Annotated in this window: 25 protein-coding genes; 9 read left to right on the forward strand and 16 right to left on the reverse strand. The window is 72.2% G+C overall.

Going from position 1 to position 22,835, the window contains the following annotated elements; genetic code table 11:
- Window positions 1–94: 94 nt before the first annotated feature.
- On the forward strand, window positions 95–1,156 hold the full coding sequence (locus AAH991_RS11320) for an alpha/beta hydrolase (RefSeq protein ID WP_346225719.1): 1,062 nt from the start codon (window positions 95–97) through the stop codon (window positions 1,154–1,156).
- Window positions 1,149–2,345, forward strand: coding sequence for an acyltransferase family protein (locus AAH991_RS11325; RefSeq protein WP_346225720.1), 1,197 nt, complete (start codon window positions 1,149–1,151; stop codon window positions 2,343–2,345). The genes AAH991_RS11320 and AAH991_RS11325 overlap by 8 nt, the downstream gene beginning before the upstream one ends.
- Window positions 2,346–2,360: 15 nt before the next feature.
- On the opposite strand, the gene AAH991_RS11330 is transcribed toward AAH991_RS11325, so the two are convergent.
- From AAH991_RS11330 to ctaC, 4 genes are all read right to left on the reverse strand, one after another.
- Window positions 2,361–3,530: a L,D-transpeptidase gene (locus AAH991_RS11330; protein ID WP_346225721.1), complete on the reverse strand. Its 1,170-nt coding sequence runs from the start codon at window positions 3,528–3,530 to the stop codon at window positions 2,361–2,363.
- Between the two features lie 141 nt (window positions 3,531–3,671).
- On the reverse strand, window positions 3,672–4,067 hold the full coding sequence (locus AAH991_RS11335; protein ID WP_346225722.1) for a cytochrome c oxidase subunit 4: 396 nt from the start codon (window positions 4,065–4,067) through the stop codon (window positions 3,672–3,674).
- On the reverse strand, window positions 4,064–5,728 hold the full coding sequence (gene ctaD / locus AAH991_RS11340) for an aa3-type cytochrome oxidase subunit I (protein WP_346225724.1): 1,665 nt from the start codon (window positions 5,726–5,728) through the stop codon (window positions 4,064–4,066). The genes AAH991_RS11335 and ctaD overlap by 4 nt, the downstream gene beginning before the upstream one ends.
- Complete coding sequence (gene ctaC / locus AAH991_RS11345) at window positions 5,725–6,555, reverse strand: aa3-type cytochrome oxidase subunit II (RefSeq protein WP_428833973.1); 831 nt, start codon at window positions 6,553–6,555, stop codon at window positions 5,725–5,727. The genes ctaD and ctaC overlap by 4 nt, the downstream gene beginning before the upstream one ends.
- Window positions 6,556–6,742: 187 nt before the next feature.
- On the opposite strand from ctaC, the gene AAH991_RS11350 reads away from it, so the two are divergent.
- Both AAH991_RS11350 and AAH991_RS11355 read left to right on the forward strand, forming a co-directional pair.
- The gene (locus AAH991_RS11350; protein WP_346225726.1) at window positions 6,743–7,876 is read left to right on the forward strand and encodes a cysteine desulfurase family protein; all 1,134 of its coding nucleotides are present in this window, start codon (window positions 6,743–6,745) and stop codon (window positions 7,874–7,876) included.
- 107 nt (window positions 7,877–7,983) lie between these two features.
- Window positions 7,984–8,205: a sulfurtransferase TusA family protein gene (locus AAH991_RS11355; RefSeq protein WP_225898452.1), complete on the forward strand. Its 222-nt coding sequence runs from the start codon at window positions 7,984–7,986 to the stop codon at window positions 8,203–8,205.
- Window positions 8,206–8,230: 25 nt separating this feature from the next.
- Here the strand turns inward: AAH991_RS11355 and AAH991_RS11360 are convergent, their stop codons facing one another.
- Window positions 8,231–9,217, reverse strand: a complete 987-nt coding sequence (locus AAH991_RS11360) for a carbohydrate kinase family protein (RefSeq protein ID WP_346225727.1) — start codon at window positions 9,215–9,217, stop codon at window positions 8,231–8,233.
- Window positions 9,218–9,383: 166 nt separating this feature from the next.
- A complete protein-coding gene (gene erpA, locus AAH991_RS11365) occupies window positions 9,384–9,737 on the reverse strand; it encodes an iron-sulfur cluster insertion protein ErpA (protein ID WP_079313357.1) in 354 nt (117 codons plus the stop codon).
- Between the two features lie 194 nt (window positions 9,738–9,931).
- Between erpA and nadA the strand changes: the two genes are divergently transcribed.
- Window positions 9,932–11,086, forward strand: coding sequence for a quinolinate synthase NadA (nadA, locus tag AAH991_RS11370; RefSeq protein WP_346225728.1), 1,155 nt, complete (start codon window positions 9,932–9,934; stop codon window positions 11,084–11,086).
- Between the two features lie 153 nt (window positions 11,087–11,239).
- Here the strand turns inward: nadA and AAH991_RS11375 are convergent, their stop codons facing one another.
- From AAH991_RS11375 to AAH991_RS11395, 5 genes are read right to left on the reverse strand one after another with little or no spacing between them, the layout of a single operon-like run.
- A complete protein-coding gene (locus tag AAH991_RS11375) occupies window positions 11,240–11,992 on the reverse strand; it encodes a maleylpyruvate isomerase family mycothiol-dependent enzyme (RefSeq protein WP_346225729.1) in 753 nt (250 codons plus the stop codon).
- Between the two features lie 17 nt (window positions 11,993–12,009).
- On the reverse strand, window positions 12,010–12,558 hold the full coding sequence (gene pspAB / locus AAH991_RS11380; protein ID WP_346225730.1) for a PspA-associated protein PspAB: 549 nt from the start codon (window positions 12,556–12,558) through the stop codon (window positions 12,010–12,012).
- 10 nt (window positions 12,559–12,568) lie between these two features.
- Window positions 12,569–13,462 carry a zinc metalloprotease HtpX gene (gene htpX / locus AAH991_RS11385; RefSeq protein ID WP_346225731.1) on the reverse strand — a complete coding sequence of 298 codons (894 nt, stop codon included), beginning with the start codon at window positions 13,460–13,462 and terminating at the stop codon, window positions 12,569–12,571.
- A complete protein-coding gene (gene pspAA / locus AAH991_RS11390) occupies window positions 13,462–13,740 on the reverse strand; it encodes a PspA-associated protein PspAA (RefSeq protein ID WP_346225732.1) in 279 nt (92 codons plus the stop codon). Before pspAA ends, htpX begins: the two co-directional genes overlap by 1 nt.
- Window positions 13,737–14,513, reverse strand: a complete 777-nt coding sequence (locus AAH991_RS11395) for a PspA/IM30 family protein (protein ID WP_428833974.1) — start codon at window positions 14,511–14,513, stop codon at window positions 13,737–13,739. Before AAH991_RS11395 ends, pspAA begins: the two co-directional genes overlap by 4 nt.
- Before the next feature lie 171 nt (window positions 14,514–14,684).
- On the opposite strand from AAH991_RS11395, the gene AAH991_RS11400 reads away from it, so the two are divergent.
- Window positions 14,685–15,320: a DUF3043 domain-containing protein gene (locus AAH991_RS11400; protein WP_346225734.1), complete on the forward strand. Its 636-nt coding sequence runs from the start codon at window positions 14,685–14,687 to the stop codon at window positions 15,318–15,320.
- A gap of 27 nt (window positions 15,321–15,347) precedes the next feature.
- On the opposite strand, the gene AAH991_RS11405 is transcribed toward AAH991_RS11400, so the two are convergent.
- Window positions 15,348–16,499, reverse strand: a complete 1,152-nt coding sequence (locus AAH991_RS11405; protein WP_346225735.1) for an SMI1/KNR4 family protein — start codon at window positions 16,497–16,499, stop codon at window positions 15,348–15,350.
- A gap of 65 nt (window positions 16,500–16,564) precedes the next feature.
- Here AAH991_RS11405 and AAH991_RS11410 point away from each other — a divergent pair, with 65 nt between their 5' ends.
- The gene (locus tag AAH991_RS11410) at window positions 16,565–17,563 is read left to right on the forward strand and encodes an aldo/keto reductase family protein (RefSeq protein WP_346225736.1); all 999 of its coding nucleotides are present in this window, start codon (window positions 16,565–16,567) and stop codon (window positions 17,561–17,563) included.
- Window positions 17,564–17,644: 81 nt separating this feature from the next.
- Here AAH991_RS11410 and AAH991_RS11415 read toward each other — a convergent pair whose 3' ends face one another.
- Complete coding sequence (locus tag AAH991_RS11415; protein ID WP_346225737.1) at window positions 17,645–17,854, reverse strand: hypothetical protein; 210 nt, start codon at window positions 17,852–17,854, stop codon at window positions 17,645–17,647.
- A gap of 163 nt (window positions 17,855–18,017) precedes the next feature.
- Here AAH991_RS11415 and AAH991_RS11420 point away from each other — a divergent pair, with 163 nt between their 5' ends.
- Both AAH991_RS11420 and AAH991_RS11425 read left to right on the forward strand, forming a co-directional pair.
- Window positions 18,018–19,100, forward strand: a complete 1,083-nt coding sequence (locus tag AAH991_RS11420) for a bifunctional adenosylcobinamide kinase/adenosylcobinamide-phosphate guanylyltransferase (protein WP_346225738.1) — start codon at window positions 18,018–18,020, stop codon at window positions 19,098–19,100.
- A gap of 155 nt (window positions 19,101–19,255) precedes the next feature.
- Window positions 19,256–20,215, forward strand: a complete 960-nt coding sequence (locus tag AAH991_RS11425; RefSeq protein WP_346225739.1) for an adenosylcobinamide-GDP ribazoletransferase — start codon at window positions 19,256–19,258, stop codon at window positions 20,213–20,215.
- Between the two features lie 43 nt (window positions 20,216–20,258).
- Here AAH991_RS11425 and AAH991_RS11430 read toward each other — a convergent pair whose 3' ends face one another.
- The 3 genes from AAH991_RS11430 to AAH991_RS11440 are packed head-to-tail and all read right to left on the reverse strand — an operon-like array spanning window position 20,259 to window position 22,734.
- Window positions 20,259–21,296, reverse strand: coding sequence for a CPBP family intramembrane glutamic endopeptidase (locus AAH991_RS11430; RefSeq protein ID WP_346225871.1), 1,038 nt, complete (start codon window positions 21,294–21,296; stop codon window positions 20,259–20,261).
- A gap of 8 nt (window positions 21,297–21,304) precedes the next feature.
- Entirely contained in the window at window positions 21,305–22,318 is a 1,014-nt protein-coding gene (locus AAH991_RS11435; RefSeq protein ID WP_346225740.1) for a DUF1648 domain-containing protein, read from the reverse strand.
- Complete coding sequence (locus AAH991_RS11440) at window positions 22,315–22,734, reverse strand: GntR family transcriptional regulator (protein ID WP_346225741.1); 420 nt, start codon at window positions 22,732–22,734, stop codon at window positions 22,315–22,317. The genes AAH991_RS11435 and AAH991_RS11440 overlap by 4 nt, the downstream gene beginning before the upstream one ends.
- Window positions 22,735–22,835 lie beyond the last annotated feature (101 nt).

Here is a 22,835-nt window from a genome sequence, read left to right on the forward strand (position 1 = left end):
ACCGGGGGTCTACATCCGCGGTCGGCCCGTGCCCCGGCGAATGTCCGCCCCGGCCCGATGCGGCGGACCGGCGGCGGACGGCACCGTGATCCGGGTGATCGACACCGCACAGCCGCATGCGGCCCGCGACCGGCCGCCCGCGCCGCTCCCCCTCCCCCACGGCGGCACGGGCGCACGCCGCGTCCCGCGCGCCTGCCTCCGCCCCGGTCCGACCCGCAGCCGCCGGCGGTTGCTCATCGCGCTCGCCGCCGCCGTGCTCGCCGTCCCGGTGACCGCCGCGGCCCGGCCCGAGGCGGTCCCCGCCCCCGTCCCGCCGCCTCTGTCCCCGCTGCGGACCGCGACCACCGCGAGCCTGGCCGAGCGGTACGCCGCCACCCGTGATGCCGTCGAGACGGCGATGCGGACCGCCGCCGCGACGGGCCACCGGTGGCGGGCCGCGATGCTGCGGGCGATGGCCGGCCCCGCCCGGCACTTCCTGTCCTTCGACGGCCGCGACGGCGGCCGGGCGGTGGAGGTGTTCGGCGACCTGGCCGCCGCCGACCGGATCGCGGTGATCGTCCCCGGCTCGGGCACCGGCCTCGACACGTACGGGCTCCTGCGCGGGGGCGCGATGCGGCTGCAGCGGGCGATCGGCGGACGGGGAGCCGTGGTCGCCTGGCTCGGATACCGGACCCCGAGCACCGTCAGCCTCCAGGCGATGACCCCCGGCCGCGCGGACGAGGCCGTCCCCGCCCTGCGTGCCTTCGTACGCGACCTGGCCCGGCTCAGGCCCGCCGCCCGCGTCAGCCTGCTGTGTCACTCGTACGGCGGCGTGGTGTGCGGCCGGGCCGCCTCCGGTCTCGACGTCGCGGACATCGTGCTGTACGGCAGTCCCGGCGCCGGGGTGGACGACGCGGCGGCGATGCGCACCCGGGCGGAGGTGTGGGCCACCCGCGGCGCCGGGGACTGGGTGGCCCACCTGCCGCACGCGGCGGTGCGCCTGCCCTCCGGCACGATCGGGCTCGGGGCCGATCCCCTGTCCCCCCGGTTCGGCGCGCGGATCTTCGACGCGGGCGACGCCGGTCACAGCGACTATCTGAAGGACGGATCGCCCGCGCTGGCCGGCATCGCCCTGATCGTCTCCGGGCGCACTCCCGCCGGGATGCGCCGTGGTTGACGACTTCGCCGGGCGCGCCGGTGCGGCGGCACCGGCCCGGCACGAGCGCGACTCGGACACACCACCCGCCCTCGCCTCGGAGACAGCCCGCGACCGCGCCGTCGACGCTCTTCGCGCCTTCGCCGTCCTCGGCGTGGTGCTCGGTCACTGGCTGGTGACCGCCGTGGTCGCCGACAGCGGAACGTTCCGTGTCACCAGCCCGCTGAAGTACCTGCCGCACCTCGCACCCGTCTCCTGGCTGCTCCAGACCATGGCGGTGTTCTTCTTCGTCGGCGGCAGGGTGGCCGTGGAGAGCCGCGGCCGTGCCCGGGACCGGGGCGCCGGCCACGGGCGGTGGGCCGCCGCCCGGATGACCCGCCTGTTCCGCCCGATCGCGCCCCTGCTCGGGGTGTGGAGCGCGGCCGCCGTGGCGATGCTCGCGTGGGGTGCCGACCCGGGGAGCGTCTACGCGCTGGTCAAGCTGGTGTGGTCGCCGATGTGGTTCCTGCTGGTCTTCGCGGCGCTGACGGCGGCGACCCCGCTCGCCGCCCGGCTGCACCCCGCGTGGCCGCTCGCCGCCGTCGCGGTCTGCGACCTCGTGAGGTTCGGCCTGGACGGGCCGCCCTGGATCGGCTGGATCAACCTGGGGACCGGCTGGCTGGTGCCGTACTGTCTGGGCGTCCTCTGGGCCGGCGGACGCCTGGACGGCCCGGTGACCAGGTGGGCGCTGCTTTTCGGCGGGGCCGCGGCCACCGCCGGCCTCGTCCTGTGGGCCGGCTACCCGGCGTCCATGGTCGGCGTGCCCGGCGCCCCGGTTTCCAACCAGGCCCCGCCCACTCTGGCGGCCGTGACGTTCGGGCTGGCGCAGTGCGGAGCGGCCCTGGTGCTGTCCGGCCCCCTGCGGAGGCTCCTGCGGCGCCCCGCCCTGTGGGCGCTCGTGGCGGCGGCCAACCTCTCCGCGATGACGATCTTCCTGTGGCATCAGACCGCCATGATCGCGGTCACGGTGGCGGTCCTGCCGCTCGCGGGCCGCGCGCTGCCCGGCCTGCACGCCGTGCCCGGCGATCCCGCATGGGTGGCCGCCCGCCTGGCGTGGCTGCCGGTGTTCGCGATGGCCCTGGCGGGGTGCCTGGCGGCCTTCCACGGCCGCGGAAGGCCAGGCCGTACCCGGCTGAAGGCCGAACGCCGAAAGGGCGCCCGCGCGCGCTGAGAGTCGAGGGCCCGCTCAGAGGACGTCGGTGGGGGCGGCGCGCAGGCGGCTGTGCTTGAGCCAGAGGGGCCAGGAGTCCTGCCAGTAGCTCCAGCCGTTGGTCGCCTCCAGCCTGCGCGGCGTGCCGGTCACGATGATCGGGTCGCCGATCAGGGTGTTGTTCTTGAACCACTTGGCGTTCTCGGGGCTGACGTTCACGCAGCCGTGGCTGACGTTGGAGTTGCCCTGGTCGCCGACGGACCACGGCGCACCATGGACGTATTCGCCCGTGTTGGAGATGCGGACGCTGTTGTACACGGTCGTCTGGTAGTAGCCGGCCTGTCCGGGTCCCGCGTCCGGGGACGTCATGACCGTGACGTCCTCCCTGGACATCGCCACATGGATGCCGCTGGTGGTGTGGTGGCGGAGGACGTCGCCCATGCCCGCGCTGATCGGCATGTTCTTGATCTGCTTGCCGTCGCGCTCGATCTTCATGTGGTGGGTCTGAGTGTTGGCCACGCTGATCTGCGAACGGCCGATCTCGAAGTCCCGGACGTAGTCCTGCTTGCCGTACATGCCCTCGCCGCCCCTGATGCCGGCCAGCCGAGCGGTGACGCGGACTTTGGTGTACGTCGGCCAGTACCTCTCCGGGCGGAAGACCACGTTCTTGTCGTCGAGCCAGTGCCAGGCGCCTTCGATGGGCTTGGACGCCCGCACGATCAGATTGCGCTCGACGGACACACGGTCGCTGATCGGCTTGTCGAAGGTGATGATGATCGGCATGCCGACGCCGACCGTGAGGCCGGTGTCCTGCTTGTTGGGCAGCAGGGTGGAGATGCCGAAGGTCTTGGCGGCCTGTTTCGTGGCGAAGCGGACGCTCCTGGTCGCCGACCCGCCCGGGCCCGCGGCCGTCGCCTCGACGCTGTAGGCCGTGCCGGGGGCCATGGGACGCTCGCTGCGCCACTGGGTGCGGTCGGGGCTGAACACGCCCGCTACGGGCCGCCCAGCGGCCTGTACGGCCACATGGGTGAGCTTGCCGCCCGCCGCGCCGATCAGGATCGGCAGCTCGGGCGGCAGGTCGGCGGCGCCGTCGAGCGGGCTGATGCTGATCGCCGTCCTGGCGTCTCGATCCTCGTCCTGCCCACCCGACGTGGAACACCCCGCAATCACCACGAGAAGGGCCAGCACCCCCGCACCAGCACGCACGTCCGTCCCCCTAGCGTCGCTTTCCGGGGGTTATTCCCCGGTGGCGTACCGTTCGGGCTGTCTGGGCACCGCGTACGGGCAAAGAACGCGGACGGCCGGTCGGCGAGATCGCCGACCGGCCGCACAGCGGGGTTCACGGAATCAGTGCGAGAAGTTGCCCCGGTAGTACTGGAACACGAACCCGATCATGGCCATGACCGTGCAGAACAGGCCGATGAAGAACAGCCACCAGCCGACCGCGAAGCCGAAGAACGTCAGCGCGGCCGACAGGCAGACGAACAGCGGCCACCAGCTGTGCGGGCTGTAGAAGCCGATCTCGCCCGCGCCGTCGCTGATCTCGGCTTCCTTGTTGTCCTCCGGCTGGTCGCCGATGCGCCGCGCGGTGAACAGCAGGTAGTAGCCGATCATGAGGGCCAGGCCGACGGAGATCGCCATGGCGGTGGTGCCGGTCGGCTCCTTCGACCAGAACCAGTAGACCACGTCCGCGGCGGCGAAGAAGACGCCGCAGAGCAGGAACATCCATCCCTGGATCTTCATCGGGACTCCTCCACCAGCTCAGGCTTGGCGGTGATGTGCGGGTACTTGAGGTCGAACGCCGGGCGCTCGGACCGGATCCGCGGCAGCGACAGGAAGTTGTGCCGCGGCGGCGGGCAGGAGGTCGCCCACTCGAGCGAGCCGCCGAAGCCCCACGGGTCGTCCACGGTGACCTTGGGCGCCTTCCGCCACGTCACCCAGACGTTGTAGAAGAACGGCAGGGTGGACAGGCCCAGCAGGAGCGCGCCGGCGGAGGAGACCATGTTCAGGTCCGTGAAGCCGTCGCTCGCCGAGTAGTCGGCGTACCGCCGGGGGAAGCCGATGACGCCCAGCCAGTGCTGCACCAGGAAGGTCAGGTGGAAGCCGAAGAACAGCAACCAGAAGTGGAGCTTGCCGATCTTGTCGTTGAGCATCTTGCCGGTGAACTTCGGCCACCAGAAGTAGAAGCCCGCGAACATCGCGAACACCACGGTGCCGAAGACCACGTAGTGGAAGTGGGCGACGACGAAGTAGGTGTCGCTGACGTGGAAGTCCAGCGGCGGCGACGCCAGGATGACGCCGGTCAGGCCGCCGAACAGGAAGGTCACCAGGAAGCCGACCGCGAACAGCATCGGCGACTCGAACGACAGGTGCCCTCGCCACATCGTGCCGATCCAGTTGAAGAACTTCACACCGGTCGGCACCGCGATGAGGAACGTCATGAACGAGAAGAACGGCAACAGCACCTGGCCGGTCACGAACATGTGGTGGGCCCACACGGTGACGGACAGACCCGCGATGGCGATGGTCGCGCCTACCAGGCCGATGTAGCCGAAGATCGGCTTACGGCTGAAGACCGGCAGGACCTCGGTGATGATGCCGAAGAACGGCAGCGCGATGATGTAGACCTCGGGGTGGCCGAAGAACCAGAACAGGTGCTGCCACAGCATCGGCCCGCCGGTCGGCGAGTCGAAGATGTGCGCGCCCAGCTTGCGGTCGGCCTCCAGGGCGAGCAGCGCGGCGGCCAGCACCGGGAAGGCCAGCAGCACCAGGATGCTCGTCAGCAGGATGTTCCAGGTGAAGATCGGCATCCGGAACATCGTCATGCCGGGGGCGCGCATGGTGAGAATCGTGGTGATGAAGTTCACCGCGCCGAGGATGGTGCCGAGACCGGACAGCGCCAGACCCATGACCCACAGGTCGCTGCCGAGGCCGGGCGACGTCACCGCGTTCGACAGCGGCGCGTACGCGGTCCAGCCGAACGACGCGGAGCCACCCGGGGTGAAGAAGCCCAGGACGGCGATCGTGCTGCCGAACAGGTAGAGCCAGTAGCTCACCATGTTCAGCCGGGGGAACGCCACGTCGGGGGCGCCGATCTGCAGCGGCATCAGCTCGTTGGCGAAGCCGGCGAACAGCGGCGTCGCGAACATGAGCAGCATGATCGTGCCGTGCATCGTGAACAGCTGGTTGAACTGCTCGTTGCTGACGACCTGCAGCCCCGGCTGCGCGAGCTCGGCCCGCATCACCAGCGCCATGAGGCCGCCGATGAGGAAGAAGACGAACGACGTGATCAGGTAGAGGTGCCCGATCACCTTGTGGTCGGTCGAGGACAGCCACTTGGCGATGACCGTGCCCTTGGTGTACGGCCGCGCGGCGACGCCGACCGGTTCCTGGATGGCGGTCACTGCGCACTCCCCGCCTGGCTCTTGATGTACTGGTCGAACTCGGCCTGCGGGACGAGCTTCACGGAGAACAGCATCTTGCTGTGGTCGCTGCCGCAGAGCTCGGCGCAACGGCCGACGAAGACGCCCGTCTTGTCGAGCGTCGTGATCTGGAAGTGGTTGTGCACGTTGCCCGGGAAGACGTCCTGCTTGAACAGGAACGCCGGCACCCAGAACGAGTGGATGACGTCGGGCGAGTGCAGGTCGAACTGCACCTGGGTGTTGACCGGCAGCACGAGCTGCGGACCCTGCGGGGTCTGCTCGCTCTGCTTGCTGAGGTCCACCGGCACACCCGCGACCACGGCCTTCTGGCCCTGGTACTCGGTGGTGAAGCGCCAGCTCCACTGGTAGCCCTCGACGGCCACCTTGACCGGGGCGGCCTTGGTGATCCGCGTGACCTCGGTCTCGTCACGGGCCGTGAAGTAGAAGAAGACCGCGACCATGATGACCGGGACCACCGTGTAAAGGATCTCGATCGGCAGGTTGTAGCGCACCTGCGGAGGCAACTGGTCGGGACTGTTCTTCTTCTTCCGGTGGAAGATGCACGCCCACAGGATCAGTCCCCAGACGACCACGCCGGTGGCGAGAGCCGCGATCCAGCTCCCGTTCCAGAGCGTCTGGATGATGCCGGCCTGCTTGGTGACACCTTCCGGCATGCCCCCACGGGACCATTGATCGATCGCCTGGTTGCTACACGCCGTGCCGGACGCCACCAGCAGCGCCACGGCGGCGGCTCCGGGCAACCGGCGGCGTGCCCACGGTCGCCGTGTCGTACGGCGGGTCGGACTCACGGATCGCCTACCCCACAGATGAAGCCCAAGAGTTCCTCTCCTGGGCGGTTTTTCCAATTGACCCTTAGGTGAGACCGGCACCAACCTTCCGGCCGGTCTGCCCTTTACTTGGTTGAGTTCACGCTGGGGGACACATTAGCGCGGACCGGCGCCGCCCCCCTGACCAGCCCCCGTTAATGTCTCAACTGTGGCCTACCTGGACGCGGCTTCGACCGAACCTCTCCATCCCGCGGCCCGTGACGCCCTGCTGGCGGCGATCGACGCCGGTTGGGCCGATCCCGCCCGCCTGTACGGCACGGCGCGCCGCGCCCAGATGTTACTGGAGCGCGCGAGGGCGGAGGTAGCCGAACTGATCGGCGCCCGGCCCGACGAGGTGTCGTTCACCTCGTCGGGGACGCAGGCCGTCCACCTCGGGGTGCTCGGCACGCTGGCCGGCCGCCGCCGGGCCGGGACGCGCCTGGTGGCGGGCGCCGTCGAGCACTCCAGCGTCCTGCACGCGGGCGAGCTCCACGAGCGCGCGGGCGGCGAGGTGGAGCTCGTGGGCGTGAGCCGTACGGGCCGGGTGGACGCGGGCGCGTTCGCCGAGGCCGTCGCGCGGCCCGGCACGGCCCTGGCGTGCCTGCAGACGGCCAACCACGAGGTGGGGACGCTCCAGCCGGTGGAGGAGGCGGCGCGGGCCTGCCGGGAGGCGGGCGTGCCGCTGCTGGTCGACGCCGCCCAGTCGGCGGGCCGCATGCCCCTCCCCGAGGGCTGGTCGGTCCTCACCGCGAGCGCGCACAAGTGGGGCGGCCCGGCGGGGGTGGGCGTGCTGGCGGTGCGCAAGGGCGTGCGCTGGCGCTCGCCGCTGCCGGAGGACGAGCGGGAGCGGCGGCGCGTGCCGGGGTTCGAGAACGTGCCGGCGATCGTGGCCGCCGCCGCGGCGCTGCGTGCCCGGACCGAGGAGGCGGAGGCCGAGGGCAGGCGGCTGTCGGCCCTGGTCGACCGGATCCGCGCCCAGGTGCCCCTCCTGGTGCCCGACGTGGAGGTCGTCGGCGCCCCGGTCCTGCGGCTGCCGCACATCGTGACGTTCTCCTGCCTGTACGTCGAGGGCGAGGCGCTGCTGACCGAGCTCGACAAGGCCGGTTTCGCCGTCTCGTCCGGAAGCTCCTGCACGGCGAGTACGCTTCGTCCATCGCACGTCCTGGAGGCCATGGGCGTGCTTACGCATGGGAATGTGCGGGTATCGCTGCCCCGTGGCGTGTCCGAGGACGACATCGATCGCTTCCTCGCGGTGCTCCCGGACATCGTGCGGCGGATCCGGTCGAGCTTGGGGGTGCACTGATGTGGCGCAGACGGACGGGCGGCGGCGCCCGGCGGTCTCCCGACGCGGACCGGGCGGCGGAGCGGGCCGAGCCCGCCGCGCCGGCCCGGCCGGCGGAGCCGCCCGCGCTGACGATCGACGCGCTGGGCCGCAAGTGCCCGATCCCGATCATCATGCTGGCCGAACGGATCAACCAGGTGGCGACGGGCGGCGTGGTCGCCGTACTGGCCGACGACCCCGCCGCGTTCACCGACGTCCCGGCCTGGTGCCGGTTGAAGTCACACGAGCACGTGGGGAGCTACGAGCTGCCCCAGGGCGGCTGGTCCATCCACGTGCGCCGCAACTACTGAAGCCGCGCCTGCCGGTTCAGCGGTCTCAGGCGTGGTGGAATCGGGCGTGCCCGGCCACCTCGGCGGCCGCGTCCGACCCGTAGGCGGCGGCGAACCGCTCCATGAAGACCCGCCGGCCCAGCTCGTACTCCTGGCAGCCGACCCGCTCCAGCACGTGCGTGGCGGTGAGGTTGCCGAGCTGTCCGCAGCGCTCCAGGGACAGGCCCCAGGCGAGCCCGGAGAGGAACCCGGCGCGGAAGGCGTCCCCCACGCCGGTCGGGTCGGCCTTGCCCAGCTCGGGCGCCGGCGGGATGTGCAGCGACGGCTCGCCCTTGCGGTCGATCCTGGCGCCCTTGGGGCCGAGCGTCGTCACCCGTACGCCGACCCGGTCCAGGATCTCCTCGTCCGACCAGCCGGTCTTCTGCGCGATCAGGCCCAGCTCGTAGTCGTTGCTGAACAGGTACGCCGCGCCCTCGACGAGCTGGCGGATCTCCTCGCCGGGCATGCGGGCGAGCTGCTGCGACGGGTCGGCGGCGAACGGGATGCCCCGCTGGCGCGCCTCGTCGGTGTGCCGCACCATAGCCGCCGGGTCGTTGGGGCTGATGAGAACCAGGTCGAGCCCGCCGAGACGCTCGGCGATCGGGCCCAGCTCGATCTCCCTCGCCTCCGCCATCGCGCCGGTGTAGAACGAGGCGATCTGGTTGTGGTCCTCGTCGGTGGTGCACAGGAATCGCGCGGTGTGGTGCAGCTCGGACACGTGGACCGACGCGCAGTCGACACCGTGGCGCTCGAGCCAGGAGCGGTAGTCGGCGAAGTCGGTGCCCACGGCGCCGACCAGGATCGGGGTGAGCCCGAGGCAGCCCATGCCGAAGGCGATGTTGGCCGCGCATCCGCCACGGCGGACCTGCAGATCGTCGACGAGGAACGACAACGACACCCGGTCGAGCTGCTCGGCGATGAGCTGGTCGCCGAAGCGGCCGGGGAACGTCATCAGGTGGTCGGTGGCGATGGAGCCGGTGACGGCGATGCGCACGGGGTCATTCTCCTCGTTGTCAGCATCAGGGAGACGGGGGCCGGGATGAATCCCGCCGAACCTACTGAGCGTACCGTCTCGGGACATGACGACGCCCCGCACGGAGGAATCCGTGCGGGGCGCCCGACGCATCATCCGCCGCCCGCGGCCGGGCGCGCGCTCGCCGTCAGTTGAACGAGTCGCCGCAGGCGCACGACCCCGTCGCGTTGGGGTTGTCGATCGTGAAGCCCTGCTTCTCGATGGTGTCCACGAAGTCGACCGTGGCCCCGATGAGGTACGGCGCGCTCATCCGGTCGGTGACGACGTTCACGCCGCCGAAGGTGGAGACCACGTCGCCGTCCATCGACCGGTCGTCGAAGAAGAGCTGGTAACGCAGGCCGGAACAGCCACCCGGCTGGACGGCCACCCGAAGCTGCAGCCCTTCCTCGCCCTGCTGCTCGAGCAGGCTCTTGACCTTGGCGGCGGCCGCGTCAGTCAGGATCAGGCCCTGCTGAGTGGTCTCGCTGCTCTCAACCGTCATGTGCTGACTCCCGCGTCTGCGCCAACCGCCCATCGGGGCGGTCGATTGGTTCTGACGTCCTACCTAGACGCTACCAACACCCGTGAAGCCGTACACATTCCAGTGCCCCACCGGCGACCTCGCGACGAAGCAGCCGATGCGATATGTAATGATTAGTCGTCAGTTAGACGATAAGTCCCCGAGGGGGTGTGGTCGTGACGATCACCGAGACCGGCCTTCCGCTCTTCATCCTCGGCCAGGGCACCGACCCGCACAGCGAACGCGGCGTCGACTGCCCGGGCGAGCTGCCTCCCGCGTCCGACCCGACGCTCGTGGAGCGCGCACGCGTGGCCAAGGAGCGGCTGGGCGACCGGCTGTTCGTGCTCGGTCACCACTACCAGCGTGACGAGGTCATCCAGTTCGCCGACGTGACCGGTGACTCGTTCAAGCTGGCCCGCGAGGCCGCCGCCCGGCCCGAGGCGGAGTACATCGTGTTCTGCGGCGTCCACTTCATGGCCGAGTCGGCCGACATCCTGACCAGCGACGCGCAGAAGGTCGTGCTCCCCGATCTGGCCGCCGGCTGCTCGATGGCCGACATGGCGACCTTCACCCAGGTCGAGGACTGCTGGGACGCCCTGGAGGACGCCGGCATCGCCGACCGGGTGGTGCCGATCACCTACATGAACTCCAGCGCGGACATCAAGGCGTTCTGCGGGCGCCACGGCGGCGCCGTGTGCACCTCCTCCAACGCCCGGCGCGCCCTGACCTGGGCCTTCGAGCAGGGCGAGAAGGTGCTGTTCCTGCCCGACCAGCACCTGGGCCGCAACACCGCGGTGCTGGAGATGGGGCTGTCCCTGGACGACTGCGTGGTCTACAACCCGCACCGCCCGAACGGCGGCCTCACCCGGGAGCAGCTGGAGAACGCGAAGATGATCCTGTGGAAGGGCCACTGCTCGGTCCACGGGCGCTTCTCCGCCGCGTGCGTCGACGAGGTGCGCGCCCGCATCCCCGGGGTGAACGTGCTCGTCCACCCCGAGTGCCGCCACGAGGTCGTGACCAAGGCGGACTTCGTCGGGTCGACCGAGTACATCATCCGGAAGCTGGAGGAGGCCCCGGCAGGGTCCTCCTGGGCCGTCGGCACCGAGCTGAACCTGGTGCGCCGCCTGGCCGGCCGGTTCCCGGACAAGACGATCACGTTCCTCGACAAGACCGTCTGCTACTGCTCCACGATGAACCGGATCGACCTGCCGCACCTGGTCTGGGCGCTGGAGTCGCTGGCCGACGGCGAGGTCGTCAACCGGATCACGGTCGACGCGGACACCACCCACTGGGCCAAGGTCGCCCTCGACCGCATGCTCGCCCTGCCGTAAGCAGCGGCCCTGCGACGCGGGCGCCCCCGGAGCACGGCTCCGGGGGCGCCCGCGTCTTCGCTCCCCGCTTCGAATCCCCGCTGCTTCGAATCCCCGCTGCTTCGATCCCCGCTGCTTCGATCCCCGCTGCGAAGTCTCGCTGGGGATTCGGCCTCAGATCCGCGCGCGCTCGCGCCAGAACCGCAGCAGCTCGTCGTCGCCGTGGACCGCGCCGGGCTCGCGCCGTCCCCACAGCGTCAGCATCAGGTCCCCGGCCGTCGGCACGCGTACGGTGACGTCGCCGGGGGCGTCGGACCGCTCGGCGGCGAACCCGTCCGGGGTGAGCCGCACGAGCCAGGCCGGGCCCGTCTCCGCCCGCCAGGAGATCGTCTCGCCGTCCCCCCTGAGCTCGGCGAGCAGGGGGCGCCACCGGGCGTACGGCAGCAGGTCGAAGAACTCGGCCATGCCGTCGAGCGCGACGTCCTCGTCCACCACCGGGGCGATCCCGAGGGCGATCTCGGCGTCCGCCCGGTGCACGACGGTCTCGTGGAGCTGGCGGCGGGACCAGAAGCGGGCACGCCGGGACCCGTCTCCCGCCCAGCCCCACACCTCGGTGTCCGGGTCGCGGCTCTTCAACGCCTCCGTGAGCACGGCGCCTCCCGCCTCCAGCCAGCCGGCGGCCTCGGCGAAGTCCTCGGGGAAGCCGTGGTCCATGGCATCGCGGTCGTACCGGCGCGGCGCGGCGTCGCGCACCATGGCGGCCGCCCATCGGTGGACGGCCCCCGTGTGCGCGACCAGGGCGCCCAGATCCCAGCCGGGACAGGTCGGGACGGGGATGGTGCCGTCCCGGCCGCGTACGGTCCCGGCCATGCGGCCGATCTCCGCGGCCGCCGCCTCGGTGTAGCGCAGGTGGGTCCACTCGGTCATGCGGGCTCCCGTGAGGGTCAGAGGCCGGGGGCGCCCCAGACGGGGAACCAGCTCGCCAGCTCGGGTTCGATCTTCAGCTCGCGCTCCAGGACACCGCGCACCTGCAGTTCCAGCGCGTTGTCGCGGCGTGGTTCGCCCGCGGGGGCGAAGGGGTAGAACGTGCCGCGCTTGTAGAGGTAGACGATCGCGAGCCGCCGTCCTGAGGAATCGGCGAACGCGACGAGCGAGCACAGCAGCGAGGGGCCGAACCCGGCCGATTCCAGGGACGAGTTGGCGGCGTGCAGGTCGGTCACGAGCCCGGCCACGTCGGGGTTGCGCACCTGCAGCCAGGTGTAGCCGTAGGAGTCCCGCGAGACCTCCACCCTGCCCATCAGGGCCTGGACGTCCTGTTCGAGCCGGGCGAAGGCGCCGCCCTCGGCGGCGCGGAAGCACACCGACCCGGCGCCCGCCGGGGCGAAGCCGGTGGCGGCCTGCAGCGTGACGGCGGCGGACGGCAGCGCGAACAGCGCGTCCAGGTCGGGCCCGGCGGGCTTGGAACGGCCGAGCAGCGCGTCGAACCAGCCCATCAGCGCCCCCTCACCCGCGGCCCAGCGCCGCGGAGATCCTGGACAGCTGCTCCAGCCGGCGCTCCAGCGGCGGATGAGTCGACAGCAGCGAGGCGACGCTCTGGCCCGAGATGGCCGGCGCGAAGAAGAAGGCGTTGAACGGCTGCGCCTCGCGCAGGTCCCTGGTCGGGATCCTGCCGATCTCGCCGCTGATCTTGACCAGGGCGCTGGCCAGGGCGCTCGGCTGCTGCGTCAGCAGCGCGCCCGCGCGGTCCGCGGCCAGTTCGCGGTAGCGCGACAGCGCCCGCGTCAGCAGGAAGCTGACGGCGTAGACCAGGCCGGAGACCGCGAAGATGATCAACCCGATCGGGGGGCCGTTGTCGTTGCGCCGGCCGCCGAGGCCGGTGTAGAGCGCGAAGCGCGTCATGAGGCCGGCCACGACCCCCAGGAACGAGGCGATCGTCATCACCGCCACGTCCCGATGGGCCACGTGGGACATCTCGTGGGCCAGCACCCCTTCGAGCTCCCGGGCGTCGAGCCTGCGCAGGATGCCGGTGGTCACGCAGACCACCGCGTTCTTCCGGTCGCGCCCCGTGGCGAACGCGTTCGGGATGTCCGAGTCGGCGATCGCCACGCGCGGCTTCGGCATTCCCGCCATCGCGCTCAGCCGATCGATGATCCCGTGCAGCTCGGGGGCCTCCTGCGGCGAGACCTCCCGCCCGTGCATCGCGAACAGCGCGATCTTGTCGGACAGGAAGTACTGCGCCAGCAGGAGAGCCCCGGCGATCACGAGCACGGTGACCGCGCGTACGCCCATCGCGACCAGGACGGCCACGAACGCGACGTAGAGCAGCCCGAGCAGGAACATCGTCACGGTCATCCGGACGGTGAGGCCGCGATCAGGGGCGAACCGCGTGGAGGACATCAGCCGGGAATGAGCCCGGTGTCCCCGAGCATCTCCCGCACTTCCTCGATAGAGGCGTCGGCCGGCGGCAGGATCAGCTCGGACGGCTCCAGCGAGTCGTCCGGCAGGGCCTTGCCCACGTGACGCACCTTGTCGAGCAGGGCGTGGAGCTTCGTGCGGAAGTCGTTCTCGTCGCCCGACTCGATCGCGGCTTCCAGCTCGCTGTCGAGTTCGTTCAGGACGTCGATGTCGGCGGCGCCGATCTCGACCTGTCCCTCACCCATGATTCTGACGATCACAGTCCCTCCCCCGGCTGACGCAGCTGCTGCGTGTGCTGCTGGCTGGACGGGGCCGCCTGACCCTGCTGGCCGGGCTCGATGGCGCTCCTGGGCGCCGGGCCCTGGCCGAGCTCGGCCTTCATCTTGGCGAGCTCCAGCTCCACGTCCGAGCCGGCGCCCATGCGGTCGAGCTCGGCCTGGATGTCGTCACGCTGCCCGGTGAAGTCGTCCAGCGCGCCACTGGCCAGCAGCTCGTCAATCGCCCCCGCGCGCGCCTGCATCTGCGCCGTCTTGTCCTCCGCGCGCTGGATCGCCAGGCCGACGTCGCCCATCTCCTCGGAGATTCCGGAGAACGCCTCGTTGATCCGCGTCTGGGCCTCGGCCGCCGTGTAGGTGGCCTTGATCGTCTCCTTCTTCGTGCGGAAGGAGTCCACCTTGGCCTGGAGCCGCTGGCTGGCGAGGGTGAGCTTCTCCTCCTCGCCCTGAAGGTTGCTGTATTGGATACGCAGGTCGGCGATCTGGGCGTTGAGGCCGTTGCGGCGGGTCAGCGCCTCGCGGGCCAGGTCCTCGCGCCCGGCCGACAGGGCCTGCCTGCTCTGGTTCTCCAGCTTGGCGGCCTGCCCTTCGAGCTGGTTGATCTGCAGCTCCACCCGCTTGCGGCTGGTGGCCACGTCTGCCACGCCCCGGCGGACCTTCTGCAGCAACTCGAGCTGGCGCTGATAGGAATAGTCCAGCGTCTCCCGCGGATCCTCCATTTTGTCCAGGGCCTTGTTGGCCTTGGACTTGAAGATCATGGAAAGTCTCTTCATCACGCTCATGCGCGTCGGCCGTCCCCTTCTCCAAGGTTGTGCGTGGGTGATCCCAGCCGTCTCAAGCCCCTTGTCAGGCGGCGTAGCCGCCTGGGTTCACCCTACGCATAACGCGCGAGGGCGTCACTAAGTTGCACTCCCGGTAGGCTGGGCGACGTGTTCCGACGTCGCACTCAGACCTCAGCGGAGGACTCCCCCGTCCCTGTAGAGGATCCTAAGCCCCACGGCACCCCGGGGAAGGGCCGTCCCACCCCGAAGCGGAGCGAGGCGCAGGGCCGCCGCCGCTCCCCGGTGACCGCTCCGGCCAACCGCAAGGAGGCCTACCGCCTCGCGCGCGAGCGCGACAAGGCCCTGCGTGTCAAGCAGCGCGAGGCCATGCTGCGCGGCGACGAGCGGGCGCTCCCCGCGCGCGACCGCGGCCCCGTGCGCAAGTTCGCCCGCGACTGGGTGGACTCGCGCCGGCTGCCCGGGCAGTACTTCCTGCCCGTCGTGTTCGTCATCATGCTGCTGTCGATGGTGCCGTTCCCGATCCCGGTCCGCTCGGCCGTCCTCACGGTCTACACGCTGTCCCTGCCGATCGTGATGGTGCTCGTGCTCGCGAGCTCGTTCTACGTGGCGAGCAAGGTGAAGAAGCAGGCGGCGGCGAAGTTCCCGGGCGAGGACCTCAAGGGCGTGGGCTTCTACGCGGCGATGCGCTCGTCCCAGATGCGCCGCCTGCGCTTCCCCAAGCCCACGGTCCTGCCCGGCGGCATCCCGGTCGCCCTCAAGGACACGGCCGGCGCGAAGAAGTGACCCCGGCGGGCGCCTGACGCGGGAGTCTCACTCCCACTCCAGGACGCCCTCGCGCACCACCGGGACCGGCCCGTCCACGCGGCGGCCGCCTGCGAGGGCGTCCGCCGTGGTCTTGAGCAGCGCGTAGTACGACGTCCACTCGTCCTCGAAGTACGGCAGGTCCCAGTCGGCGAAGCCCACGCCGCCGGTGGCGGAGTTCGTCACGAGGTAGTCACCGGAGTCGGGGTCGTAGGCGAGGGGGATGCCTCCGCCCATCTCGCACGCCTCCGGCCAGGACGCGACGAGTCCGCGTGCGCCCATGATCTCGTGGTTGGACGGAAGCCGGAACGCCGCCGGCCCGCGTGCGCCGTCGTGGCGCAGCAGCGAGGCCCGCAGCGAGTCGGGGATGGGCCTGCCGAGCCGCGCCTCGGCCTTCGCCACCAGCCGGGGGGCGGCCGGCTTGTTCAGCGAGGCGTACGTCTTCGGCGCGTGCGCCTTCAGCCACCTCTCTATCCGCCGCCACTGGCGGTTCACCGCGGCCGTCACCCGGCGGGAGATCGGCCGTACGGCCGGGGGCGCGGAGCCCGCCCGCCGGAGCGCGCACGCGGGGTCGCGGGACGGCGGCGGCCCCACTGCGGGCACCTCGGCGACGGGATCGGCGGACTGCGCGGGATCCCGCACTACCCCGCAGCCGGACGCGGGACAGGGGCGGTAGCCCGGTTCCAGGTGGTTCCCCGCCGCCGTGCAACCGTCCGCGAGACACGGCTCGGCGTCGTCGCCCGCGTACGCCGTCCGGCCGGACGACGACCCCGGCCCCGCGCCGAACACCACGGTGTCCAGCACCTGCGCGCCGAGGGCGAGCAGGCCGAGCGCGGCGAGCGCGGCCGTCCACCGGCGCGCCTTCGTCCCGCGCGGCCACCCGATCCGGGGAGACCCGGCGAGGAGGCGGGCGATCGGCGCGCCGCCCTCCGGCCGGGCGTACCTCGCGAGGTCGTCCGCCGTGGGCCACCCGAGCACCGGCTCGAGGCCGCGCCCGGCGGGGTCCCCGGCATCCCGCCGCGGGGCCGGACGCGGACCGGACCGCGCCGGCGCGCCGGCACGGCGGCGGCGTGCGGCGACGACCAGCCCGGCGGCGACACCGGCGACCAGCGCGACGGCCAGAGCCAGTCGTACGGGGCGGGAGACGATCAACCGGCGCACGCCGGGCACCCTACCGTGAACCACCCCAGAGGGCTGTCCCGGCGGGATGACCTAGGGTCAGAACCATGGAATACCGTCATCTTGGCCGCAGTGGCCTCATGGTCAGCGAGATCAGCTACGGCAACTGGATCACCCATGGGTCGCAGGTGGAGGAGGACGCCGCCGTCGAGTGCGTCCGCGCGGCCCTCGACGAGGGTGTCACCACCTTCGACACCGCCGACGTCTACGCCGGGACCAGGGCGGAGGAGGTCCTCGGCCGCGCGCTCAAGGGCGTGCGCCGCGAGTCGCTGGAGATCTTCACGAAGGTCTACTGGCCCACGGGCGAGGGCAAGAACGACCGGGGACTGTCCCGCAAGCACATCGTGGAGTCGGTCAACGGGTCGCTCCGCAGGCTCCAGACCGACTACGTCGACCTCTACCAGGCGCACCGCTTCGACGTCGAGACGCCGCTGGAGGAGACCCTGCGGGCCTTCGACGACCTCGTGCGTCAGGGCAAGGTCCTGTACGTCGGCGTCAGCGAGTGGACGGCCGACCAGATCGCCCGGGCGTTGAAGATCGCCGACGAGATGGGGTTCGACCGGCTGGTGTCCAACCAGCCGCAGTACTCGATGCTCTGGCGGGTCATCGAGGCCGAGGTCGTGCCGCTGTGCGAGAAGGAGGGCCTGGGCCAGATCGTCTTCTCCCCGATCGCGCAGGGCGTGCTGACCGGCAAGTACCTGCCCGGCCAGCCGCCGCCGGCCGGATCCCGCGCCACCGACCCCAGCGGTTCGGGCTTCATCAGCCGCCTGATGGACGACGAGGTGCTGCGCCGGGTGCAGGACCTCAAGCCGATCGCGGCCGACCTCGGGCTGACGATGGCCCAGCTCGCCGTGGCGTGGGTGCTGCAGAACCCGAACGTGTCGTCGGCCATCGTCGGGGCCACCAGGCCCGAGCAGGTGCGCGACAACGTCAAGGCGGCCGGTGTGAAGCTCGACGCCGAGGTGCTCGAGAAGATCGACGACGTGCTCGGGACGGTCGTCGAGCGCGACCCGGCCAAGACCGTCAGCCCGTCCGCGCGTCCCTGACATCCGGCTCCCGTCCCACCGGGGCGGTGTCGTAGCGGGGGCCGGAACCGCGCCCGTCGCGGTCCCCGGCCCCCGCCCGGCTCACTCGGCGGCGCGCAGGGACATCCCCGAGTATTCGACCCGCTCGTCCTCCATGAGCGTGACCTGCTCGACACCGGCCTCCAGCAGCTCGCGCCAGCTCTCCCCCAGCCACGACTCCGCGTCGGACTGGCTGGAGAAGATCTCCCTCGGCAGCGGCCGGTCCGTGACCTCGCCGCCGTTCGCGTCCTCGTAACGCCACCGCCAAATCATCCGCACCCGCTCCTTCGACTCCTGGCCGTCCCCGCGCCGGGACCGCTACGGCACAAAGGCCGTGCAGCCGGACCCTATCCTCTCCGCCCCGGCCTCCACCTCCCCCCGGGGCGCGGCTAGGGTCGGGGCCGCCCGATGACCCGAGACGCTGGAGAGGAGCGGCATGGAGGTCCGCCTGGAGGGAACCGGCGGCCCGGACGGCTGGCCCGCCCCCGGCTGTCCCTGCGCGTCCTGCGGCCGGCTCGCCCCCGGCCACCGCCGCCCCTTTTCCGTCGTGGTCGACGGCCGCGTACGGCTCACGGACGGCCGCCCGCCCCACGGCTACCGGATCCGCCGCACCGCCGACGGCTGCGAGCTCACCGGACCGGACGGCGGCCGCCTGCTCTGCGCCGTGGGACCGTCCGCCGGAGCGAGAGACGAGGACGGGCCCTTCGACGTGGTGCTGATGGACCTGCCCGACCGGCCGGAGCGGCTGGGCGACCTGCGCCGTCGCCGACGGGTCACGCCCGCGACGCGGATCATCGCGGTGCGTCTCGACCACCGGGTCACGACCGAGGACGAACTGGCCCGCCGCCTCGGCTTCTGGGGCGCGACGGCCGTCCCCGACGGGACCGTCGTCGACACGGCCGGCACGGCGAACGCGGCCGGCACGGCGAGCGCGGAGGCGGCGCTCGGCGTGCGGCGAGGTGGCGCGCTGCCACGCCGGACGCTGCTGCTGGGCGGGTCGCGGTCCGGCAAGTCCGAGGAGGCCGAGCTCCGCCTGGCCGCCGAACCCGAGGTGACCTACGTCGCCACCGGGCCCTCCGGCGGCGACGACCCGGCCTGGCTCGCCCGCGTACGGGCCCACCGGGAGCGGCGCCCCGCGCACTGGCGCACCGTGGAGACCACCGATCTCGTGGCCGTCCTGTCCGCCGTATCGGGGACGTTCCTCGTCGACGGGATCGGCACCTGGCTGGCGGCCGTGTTCGACGAGTGCGCCGCCTGGCCGGACGGCACGCCCGCGGACGACCGCCGTTCGGCGCTCGACCGGGTGGCGCGGCGGTGCGACGCGCTGGTGGCCGCCTGGCGCGGCACCCGCGCCCGCGTGGTGGCGGTGAGCGACGAGGTGGGTCTCGGGGTGATCCCGGCCACCCCCGCCGGACGGCTGTTCCGCGACGCGCTCGGCCGCCTCAACCAGGGCCTCGCCCGGGAGTCCGAGGACGTCGCCCTGGTGATCGCCGGACGGGTCGTCCCGTTGCCCCCGTGAGAACTACGCTTTGCGCTCGTGTCCGACGAACCTCATATGCGCGAGCGGAGCGAGCGAATCAGTAAGCAGCGAATCAGTAAGCACAGTGCGCTTCGGCTGGTTCACCCGCGCGCCTGCGGCACGACGCGACCCGAGCCGCCAGGCGAGGGGGTGGCATGAGCGGCTTCGGCGCGGCCTGGCGGTTCGCGGTCGGAACGCTCACGATCCTCCCCGTACGGCCGGTGGAGGCCGGCCGCGTCGTGGTGGGACGCGCCATGGCGCTGGCGCCCTTCGTCGGCGTGCTCCTCGGCCTGGCCGGGGCGGTGGTGCTCGTCTTCGCCGGTTCGCTGTCGGGCTCACCGCTGCTCGGCGCCGTCCTCGCGGTGGGCGCGCTCGCGTGGCTGACGCGGGCCCTGCATCTCGACGGACTCGCGGACCTGGCCGACGGTCTCGGCAGCGGCAAGCCGTCCGACGGCGCGCTGGAGGTGATGAAGCGCTCCGACATCGGCCCGTTCGGGGTCGTCACCGCCGTGATCGCCCTGCTCGTCCAGGTGGCCGCGCTGTCGCGGGGCGACGCCGTCGCCTGGGTGGCGCTGGTGGCGGCCGTGGTGACCGGCAGGCTGGCCGTCACGTGGGCCTGCCGCGAGGGCGTGCCCCCGGCCCGGCCCACCGGCCTCGGCGCGCTCGTCGCCGGCACCGTACGGCGGGGCGCCGCGATCGGGGCCGCTCTCGGGTCGGCCGTCGTCGTGGCGGTGCTCGCCCTGGTGGCGGCGATCGGCGCACCGGCCTTCTGCGTGCCGGCCGCCGACGGGACCCGGTTCGTCCTGGACCTCGGCGCGCTGTTCCCCGACGGGTTCGACCGCCGTTATGCCGACTATTCCGGCCTGAGCTCCTACGCCGGATCGATCAGCGACGCCGGCCCGCGGCCCACCGGACTGCTGTCCCACCTGACCGTCGACCCGTACCTGCTCGCGCCCGCCGGACTGCTGCTGGCGATGGCCGCCGGGCTGGGGGCCGCCGCGCTGCTGCGCCGCCGGGCCGTACGGCGGCTGGGCGGGATCACGGGCGACGTGCTCGGCGCCCTCGTGGAGACGGCCACCACGGTGACGCTGCTGGCCGCCGTCCTGCTGCTGTGACGCCCGCTGCCGCCACGTCAGGGGACGCCCGGGGAGGCGCGCGTCAGCGCGGCACGGCGACGGGACGCAGCCGGTAGACGACGAGGACGACGGCCGCGAGCAGCACCCAGCCGACGATCCCGCTGATCCCGGCGAGCGCCGGGTTCGGCGGGGCCGCCGCGTCGCCGAGGAGCAGCGCCAGGCCCGTCGTGGCGTTCACCGAGGCGTGCGCGGCGACCGCGGGCCACACGCTGCGCGAGCGCAGTCGCACCCAGCCGAGCAGCGCCCCGAATACGACGCAGAAGCCGACGAACAGCACCGCCGCCCAGGCGCCGAGCGCCGGGTAGTTGTACCCCTTGAGCGTGAGCGGGGCGTGCCACAGTCCCCAGATCACGCCGGACAGCACCAGAGCGGGCCACACCCGGGCGGGCCGCCACTCCCCCGTGCCCGGCTCTACGGTGCCGGGTTCTCCGGCGCCGGCTTCTACAGTGCCGGGCTTCCCCGCCCCCGGTGCGGGCGAGACCGCCGCAGGTGCGGGCGAGACCGCCGCAGGTGCGGGCGAGACCGCCGGGTCGCCGAGCAGGCGCGGCAGCAGCCAGCCCCGCCAGCCCCACTCCTCACCGAGCGCGGGAATCGCGTTGAGGATCGGGGCGATCAGCACGGCCTGCGCGAACTGGACGGCGTACAGGACCCGCGGGTCCAGCGGCACCTCGTCGAGGACCGCGGCCAGCTGCGCGCGGTAGAGGCTCAGCCCGGCGACGTCGAGGCGCACCACGCCCACTGCGGCGCTCACCAGCAGGGCGACGGCCACGAGAAGCGGCACGCCGAGCAGGGCCGCCACCAGGAGCGCCGCGGTCCTCCCCGGCCGCGGGCCGAACGTGAGCCCCGTCGCCCGCGCCCACTGCCGCGCCGTCGTGCCGCGCCGCCGGGTGAGCCACACGGCCAGTACGCCGAGGGAGGGCGTGAACATGATCAGGATGCCGAGGATCCGGAAGGCGGCCGCGCCGAGCGGGGCGGCCCCCAGCCAGACGGGCAGCGCGATCAGCCACGAGGCCGCGAACGCGACGAGGAGGAACAGCCGGACATCGGCGTGACGCCGCATCACCGTCCTCACCTACCGGCGGAGGAGTGCCGGCGGGCGACGAGGGCGTTGACGAGAGCGGCGCCCGTGGCGGCGTCGTCCACCGTGATCGCCAGTTCGCCGCCGGAGACGTACCGGACGACCAGGCACTCGCCGCCGCGGATCATGATCGTGGCGCGTCCGGGGAGTCCCCGCAAGCCCCATCCGCCCACCTGGGTGGGGTACCGCTCCTCCGCCCACGCCCGCTCGACGCGCTCGAGCCGTACCCTGCGCGAGGGCCACCTCAGCGGACCGACCGACACGGTCAGCGCCTCGGGGACGACCCGCACCGAGACCGACGACAGCACCGTGCCGATGACGCCCGCCAGAGCGAGCGGCAGAACCGCGCCCCAGCCGCCGGGAAACAGGCCGTACAGGGCCACGCCCGCGACGACCACCGCGGCGGCGAGCGACGCGAGCGCGAGCCAGCCCGCCCAGCGCGCGGTGGTGGTGGAGACCCACACCGGCCGCCTCCCCGGGTCGAGATCGATCAGCCGTCCGGTCTCCGGCGACGGGGCGGGCACGTCCGGGCCGGGCCGGCCGGCGAGCCAGCCCAGCGCCCCGAGCGCGATCGGCGCGACGAGGACCACCGCGACCTGCCAGCTCACGTCCTGCGCGCGGGTCCAGTGGCCGCGGTCGAGGTTGGCGGCGATCGTGACGGCCTGCGTGGTCACCATGAATCCGCCCGCCCAGGCCAGCCCGGCGCAGAACCAGGCGCGCGTCACGCGGCGGGCCAGGTGACGGCCCCGCGCCGCGGCGACGGCGCCGATCCCCGCGACGACGGCCCACATCCCGATCAGGAGGAGCATGAAGGCGGTGGGCGACATGGAGCCGTCGGGCCCCTCCGAGGACCCCCAGTGGGTGGCCAGCGGGTCGGGGAGGCGGTCCGCGAACGCCAGTGGCACCGCCACCAGCACGGCGGCGACCAGCACGGTCCAGGCCGCGATGGCGACCAGCAGTCGCGCGCGGACGCCGTTCGGAGAGCTGTCGTACGGATCGGTCATGCCGTCTCCTTGCCGGGGTCCTTACCGGGGTCCTTACCGGGGTCCTTGCCGAAGTCTTTGCCGATGTCCTTGACGAGGGCGACGACGTCGTCCGCGGTGAGGCCGTATCCGGCGGCCTCGCCGAGCAGGTCTCGCACCCTCGCCCTGAGCGCCTCGCGGCCGTCCGGTCTGCGCAGCACGGACACGCCGCGCCCGCGGCGGAACTCCAGCAGGCCCTCGTCGCGCAGATCGCGGAGTGAGCGCAGCACCGTGTTCGCGTTGACGCCCAGCGCGTGGGCCAGGTCGCGGGCCGGCGGCAGCCGGTCGCCCGGGGCGATGTCCCCGGCCCCGATCGCGCGCCTGACGGCGGCGGCCACCTGTTCGTGCAGGGGCCGCGGATCGTTGAGATCAAGCGTGAGCAACATGGTGCTAGTCACATTAGCACCATCTACCGTATCTGCCGGGATGGTGCTAGTTCCATTGGCACCATTCGACGTACTGATAGGTAGGATGAACCCTCGTTTATGCGTAGCCGAGT

The organism is Microbispora sp. ZYX-F-249 (assembly GCF_039649665.1).
Lineage (GTDB): Bacteria > Actinomycetota > Actinomycetes > Streptosporangiales > Streptosporangiaceae > Microbispora > Microbispora maris.